Origin of the sequence: Flavobacterium tyrosinilyticum (assembly GCF_023656565.1) — a bacterium.
Lineage (GTDB): Bacteria > Bacteroidota > Bacteroidia > Flavobacteriales > Flavobacteriaceae > Flavobacterium > Flavobacterium tyrosinilyticum.
Window position 1 is genome coordinate 1,215,520 of record NZ_JAMOKG010000001.1, and the last position, 6,501, is coordinate 1,222,020.

Here is a 6,501-nt window from a genome sequence, read left to right on the forward strand (position 1 = left end):
TAAATTTTATTAATTAAGTCCCCAGACACAATTTATGTATCGTCTAAAGGGCCTAAATAAAGATCAAAACATAATGGTATCTACGAAAAAATATTTTTTATATATAATATTTTTGGTTTCGCCTATTTCGTTAACTCTATATGCACAGAATACAGCAGAACAACCTACAAAGGCTGTTGGTTCTGAGCACAGTTTAACTTTGGCTTGTAATAACCAAAAGAACAGTAATAATAGTGCTGTTATTGAAAACAGCAATTTTAATCAGTTTATAGTAGGGATGTCCAACCCCAAGGACAGCCTTACTATAGCGGCTGAGTCAAATACATTATCTAACGATTGTGAAGAGAATTCTACACTTGCGGCTACTTCAGTTCTTGCAAAAGAAGTGATTGAAAACTACAAGTATGATTTCTCAGAAACATTCATAGATATCTTGTTTTTTGAGCGTATAGATCTAGCAAGAACACGCACTATATGATTCAAAAAATTACTTTATCTTTTTTTAAAGTTTTAATATTATTTAGCATTTTACTATTTGCTAGATCGAATGCCTATGCCCAAACTATAGCGCCTCAAACCTTTGATGGGTTAGAAAAACTTTGTGCTGGTAATTCGTTCAACGAGTTTTATGCTTCTTTTAGTTATATAGATTTTCCCGCAGGTACTACCTTCGTAGTGGAGCTTTCAGACGCTGCGGGAAATTTTACTACCCCTGTTGCCACAACTTTGCTTCAAACGGTTGATGTTTCTGCAACTCAAAAAACAATTAAATATGCAGTGCCTACAAATTTAGTTGGTTCTGATACCTATAGTCTTAGAGTAAAAAGTTCAACAGGCGTTACGAGTTCAAGATTTAGAAATTCTTTAGGAAATACTGCATTTCCTGCATACTTCAAACCATACGAATCATCTTTCTTTATCAATGGTAAGACTGATACAGCGATGCTATGCGCTGGTGGTAGTTTAACCCTTTCTGTTAGTGCAGAGACTCCTTCTCCAATCAATATTTCTAATATTAAATATAAATGGTACAAAGACGATGTTCTTATTGCTGGACAATCTTCTAAAGATATCGTTATTAATAGTACAGGAAAATATTATGCAGAGATCGATTATGGTCAATGCTCTGATGTTAACTTTAGTTCTAATCGTGTTAATGTTGTCTCTTCTTCTAGTGGATCTAACGTGACAATTAATTCAAGTTTAGGAAACCCGTTTTGTGCTAGTGGAACAGGTACTATTTTAACTGCAACTTCTGGAAACAGCTATGCTTGGAAAAAGGATGGAGTCTTGATAGCTGGTGCTACTAACCGTACTTACTCTACAAACGAATCTGGAGTGTATTCTGTTGAAGTCGATTTTGGCGGATGTAAAGCAACAGGAACTATCGATTTGAAAAGCAATAGTTTCGACGCAAGTATTGATGCTGAGGATGGATATAAATTAAGCGAAGGAGAAACAGTAACGGTTACGATTACTACAGATGCGGCAGATGCAACTTACGAATGGTATTTAAACGATAATTTAATTCCTAACGAAACAACAAGATCTTATGTTGTAGCTGTTAAAGGTAATTATAAAGCTAAGGTTTCTTTGGCATCTGGATGTGTTTCTAGCAAAGAATTTACATTTAAGATAAATGGCGATTCAGGCCCATCAAGTGTTATTCCAAACATTATCAAATTAAGTGGTATGAATCCGTACTGGAATATTCCAGACGAATATAAAAATGCAAATACAAAGGTAATGATCATTAGTTCAAACGGAGATATGGTTTTGGATGTAATGAATTACCAAGGCGATTGGCCTCAAAACAATGTAGATTTTAAGAATGTAAATCCCGTTTATTACTATGTCATTCAATCCGACACAGGTGAAAAAAAAGGATCAATAACTGTTATAAAATAATATGAAGAAACTTTTACTATTCATCACGTTATTTTACGGTTTATCTAATGTACTCTATTCTCAAAACGCAAGTGAGGATGGAGTTGTTTCGTTTTCATTACCTATTAGAAATTCTTTGAAGTTTAATAGATATTTAATTAACCCGACATTTAGTTTTGTTAGAGAATCAAATCCATATGTAAGTTTCTATAACAAAAGGCAGTGGGTACAATTTGAGAATGCTCCACAGACGTATTTGGCCAATTATTCTGGTCGTTTTAGAGAAAACGAAGCATTTGCAGTGGGGTTATTTCAACAAAATTACGGGCTTATGACTGTTTTTGGCGGAGTTGCCAATTTCGCTCATAACATCGTTTTAGAAGAAGATAGTAACTTGACTTTTGGTTTAAATGCAGGTATTTATCAAAGCGGACTAAATACAGGAAAAATCATATCTGATGATTCAACGATTTTAACTGGAGATTTTCCAAAAAGCACACTTTTAACTGTAAATCCTGGGATTAACTATGGTACAGCGTTTTTAGATTTCGGATTGGCTATTAACAATTTAGTACTTTATAATTTTGGATCTGGAATGGTAAAAGAAGATCCAGAAAGAGCAATTCAATTGCACGCCATGTATACTGGATATATTGACAGTTATGGCTTTTTTGATAGAAGTAAATTCTCTGGATTGGTTAGAACAGAAATTAAAAAAGATAAAACAGTTATTTCTGGTCTAGGAATGCTTGCACTTCAACAAGGAGTTTGGGCACAAGTAGGCTATAATACATTATATGGAGTTTCGGCTGGACTTGGGGTTAATATTTCTCCAAGTATTGCTATAGAATACAATTACGAAAGAGGAATGGGCAATTTCTCTAATTTAGGTGGTTCTCATGAATTCGCTATTGCCTACAAATTCAAAAATAGAAATTACTATTACGGAGATGATGATGAAGGTTCGTTGATTGATCCTTCAAAACCAAAATCGGTACCAGCTAAACCAAAGTCAGAAGCAACTCAGGTTAACAGAACTGAAATTGCAGAAAAGAATAGATTAGCTGCAGAAGCAAAAGCAAAAGCAGATGCTGAAGCAAAACAAGCAAGACTAGCAGCAGCAGAAAAGGTGAGAGCCGACGCTGAAGCTGCAGCAAAAGCAAAATTAGAAGCAGACAATAAAGCTAAAGCAGATGCTGAAGCTGTTAAAATAAGATTAGCTGCAGAGGCAAAAGCAAAAGCAGATGCCGCAGCCGCAGCGAGAGCACAAACTGCAACAGCAAATAGAGCCGTTGCTACAACACAAAAAACACAAGCTCAGTTAGCTGCTGATAAAGCAAGAGCAGATGCAGAAGAGCGTAGAATAAAATTAGCTGCAGACAACAAAGCTAGAGTAGATGCAGCAGCAGCAGCGAGAGCACAAGCGGCAGCAAATAAACCAACAGCAACAGCTGCTCAAAAAACGCAAGCTCAATTGGCTGCTGACAAAGCTAAAGCTGATGCAGAGGCAATGAAACTGAAATTGGCTGCAGATGCCAAAGCGAAAGCAGATGCAGAGGCAGCAGCAAAAGCAAAAGCTGAAGCTGGAAAATCAGTTCAAGCAGAACAAAAAACAGCGGCACAATTAGCTGGTGATAAAGCTCAAGCAGATGCTGAAGCAATGAAATTGAAATTTGCTGCAGATGCCAAAGCAAAAGCAGATGCAGAAGCGGCGGCTAAAGCAAAAGCAGAAGCTGCAAAAACCGCTCCAGCCCCACAGAAAACAGCGGCACAATTGGCTGCTGATAAAGCAAGAGCAGATGCAGAAGCGGCAGCAAAAGCAAGATTAGCCGCAGCTGAAAAAGTAAAAGCAGATGCTGAGGCAGCAAGACAAGCTAGATTGGCAGCGGCAGAGAAAGCAAAAGCCGATGCTGAAGCAGCAAGATTGAAATTAATTGCAGACAATAAAGCTAAAGCAGATGCTGCCGAAGCAAAACGTAAAGCAGATGCTAAAGCAAAAGCTGAAGCTGCAGATATGCAGTCAATTTTAGCAGCAGATGCTAAAGCCAAAGCAGACTCAGATGCATTACAAGCAAGATTAGCTGCAGAAGCAAAAGCAAAAGCAGCTGCAGAGGCTAAAACTAAAGTTTCTATCGATGCAGCAAATAAAGCGAAACTGGCAGCTGATCAAAAAGCAAAAGCTGCTGAAGAAGCTGCACTTAAAGAAAAATTAGCTGCAGATGCAAAAGCAAAAGCAGATGAAGAAGCTAGACAAGCACTTATTGCCGCAGAAGCAAAAGCAAAAGCTGATGCAGAAGCGCTGAAAATAAAACAAGCTGAAGATGCACGCCAAGCACAATTGGCGGCAGAAGCAAAAGCGAAGGCCGATGCTGAAGCACTTCAGGCAAAACTTGTAGCAGATGCAAAAGCGAAAGCTGATGCCGAAGCTGCTGCAAAAGCGAAATTAGAAGCTGACGCAAAAGCAAAAGCCGATGCTGAAGCTGAAAAAGTTAGATTGGCTGCAGAAGCAAAAGCACAAGCTGACGCCGAAGCAGAGAAAGCAAGATTAGCAGCTGATGCAAAAGCTAAAGCCGATATGGAAGCTTTACAAGCTAAATTAATTGCAGATGCTAGAGTGAAAGCAGATGCCGAAGCAACGGCGAAGGCAAAAGCTGAAGCTGAAGCGAAAAAATTACAAGATGAAGAAAATGCTCGTCAAGCGAAATTAGCAGCAGACGCAAAAGCGAAAGCAGATGCAGAAGCTGAGAAAGCGAGATTGGCAGCAGAAGCAAAAGCAAAGGCTGACGCCGAAGCAGAAAAAGCAAGATTAGCAGCCGAAGCAAAAGCGAAAGCCGATGCTGAAGCATTACAAGCTAAACAAGTAGCTGAAGAAAAAGCAAGAGTAGAAGAAGAAGCTCGTCAAGCAAAATTAGCCGCTGACGCAAAAGCAAAAGCGGATGCTGAAGCAGAGAAAGCAAGATTAGCAGCCGAAGCAAAAGCGAAAGCCGATGCAGAAGCATTACAAGCTAAACAAGTTGCTGAAGAAAAAGCTAGAGTAGAAGAAGAAGCGCTTCAAGCGAAATTGGCAGCAGATGCAAAAGCAAAAGCCGATATGGAAGCTCTTCAGGCAAAACTATTAGCTGATGCAAAAGTAAAAGCAGACGCAGAAGCAACGGCAAAAGCGAAAGCAGAAGCAGAAGCTAAAAAATTACAAGAAGAGGAAGAGGCACGTCAAGAGAAATTGGCTGCGGATGCAAAAGCAAAAGCCGATGCTGAGGCATTAAAAGCGCAACAAGTTGCAGAAGAAAAAGCTAGAGTTGAAGAACAAGCTCGCCAAGCGAAATTAGCTGCAGATGCGAAAGCAAAAGCAGATGCTGAAGCTCTTCAAGCAAAACTAGCTGCAGATGCAAAAGCAAAAGCAGATGCTGAGGCTCTTCAAGCGAAATTAGCTGCAGATGCGAAAGCAAAAGCAGATGCTGAAGCTCTTCAAGCAAAACTAGCTGCAGATGCGAAAGCAAAAGCAGATGCTGAGGCTCTTCAAGCAAAACTAGCTGCAGATGCGAAAGCAAAAGCTGATATGGAAGCTCTTCAAGCTAAACTTCTTGCAGATGCAAAAGCAAAAGCTGATGCAGAAGCAACAGAAAAATTGAAAGCGGAAGAAGAAACTAGACTGTTAAGAGAAGAAGAAGAGCGTCAGGCAAAATTAGCGGCGGACAAAGCTAAGGCAGATGCAGCAGCGGCGGCACTAGCAGCGAAAGCGAAAGATGATACTGGAAAAAGTATTGAAAACTTGACTCAGTCTGTAGAAAGTACAAGTAAAGTACAAACAGATTTATTAGATCAGTTTAAAGCAACTGTTGCGAATAAGCAAAAAGACTTAAACGATTTAAAAGAGGAGAATGATTTAAGTGAAAAAGGTATTTATAAAGAGCCAAAACCATTTAAGAGTGTAGCGGCAGAAAACAGTCAGATTGAAGCATTAAAAGTTCAGATTGCTGATGCAAACAACAGCATGAAAAATGAAATTGCGAAGTTGACAAATCTTTATAACGAAAGAAGTAAAAAGTTCCCTAAAGATGATCCTTTGAATAAAGCTTATCTTGAAAAGATAAACGAATTGAAAGCGGCTCAGTTAAAAATGGAACGAGAAGGTGCAGCATTAATTGCCGATTTGGAGCGTATTAAAACAGACACAGAAGTTGAGCGTAAACGTAGAATTAAACGTGCAGCTTATGAGAATGATGAAGGAAGATATGCCCAGGACGTTGCCGCTCTTAAACGAATAAAAGAGACAACAAAAGTAAGTAGCACACCACTGAAAGCAAATGATTTTGATTTTGGTGAAGAGCAGTCAAACATGCAGATTATTAAAAATATTAAAAACTCTGATAGTGGATATTACTTGATTCTTGCCGTACACAACAGTGTGCAGAAACGAGATGAGTTTTTAACGAAAGCAGTAGCTGCGGGACTTACAGATGTGAATTTCTTTTATAATGTGACAACAAGTAAATATTACATCTATTATGAAAAATACGACGGTCTACAAGAAGCGACAAAAGCTTTAGAAGCGAAAGGGAGCAAGCCATACAACGGTAGAATGGCTGTCGTAAAAATTGAGAATTAATAGAAATA

At 38.7% G+C, this 6,501-nt stretch carries 3 protein-coding genes; all 3 read left to right on the top strand.

The features are described from left to right. Positions 1–73: 73 nt before the first annotated feature. The 3 genes from NCC77_RS05425 to NCC77_RS05435 are packed head-to-tail and all read left to right on the top strand — an operon-like array spanning position 74 to position 6,493. Positions 74–478, top strand: a complete 405-nt coding sequence (locus NCC77_RS05425) for a hypothetical protein (protein ID WP_250834673.1) — start codon at positions 74–76, stop codon at positions 476–478. Continuing rightward, the gene (gene sprC / locus NCC77_RS05430) at positions 475–1,908 is read left to right on the top strand and encodes a gliding motility protein SprC (protein ID WP_250834674.1); all 1,434 of its coding nucleotides are present in this window, start codon (positions 475–477) and stop codon (positions 1,906–1,908) included. The genes NCC77_RS05425 and sprC overlap by 4 nt, the downstream gene beginning before the upstream one ends. A gap of 1 nt (position 1,909) precedes the next feature. Further along, on the top strand, positions 1,910–6,493 hold the full coding sequence (locus NCC77_RS05435; protein WP_250834675.1) for a PorP/SprF family type IX secretion system membrane protein: 4,584 nt from the start codon (positions 1,910–1,912) through the stop codon (positions 6,491–6,493). The last annotated feature ends 8 nt before the right edge of the window (positions 6,494–6,501 follow it).

Excerpts from the sequence above, each read along its gene's own strand:
- NCC77_RS05425 (WP_250834673.1), top strand. The coding sequence starts at position 74 with ATGGTATCTACGAAAAAATATTTTTTATATATAATATTTTTGGTTTCG.
- sprC (WP_250834674.1), top strand. The coding sequence starts at position 475 with ATGATTCAAAAAATTACTTTATCTTTTTTTAAAGTTTTAATATTATTT.
- NCC77_RS05435 (WP_250834675.1), top strand. The coding sequence starts at position 1,910 with ATGAAGAAACTTTTACTATTCATCACGTTATTTTACGGTTTATCTAAT.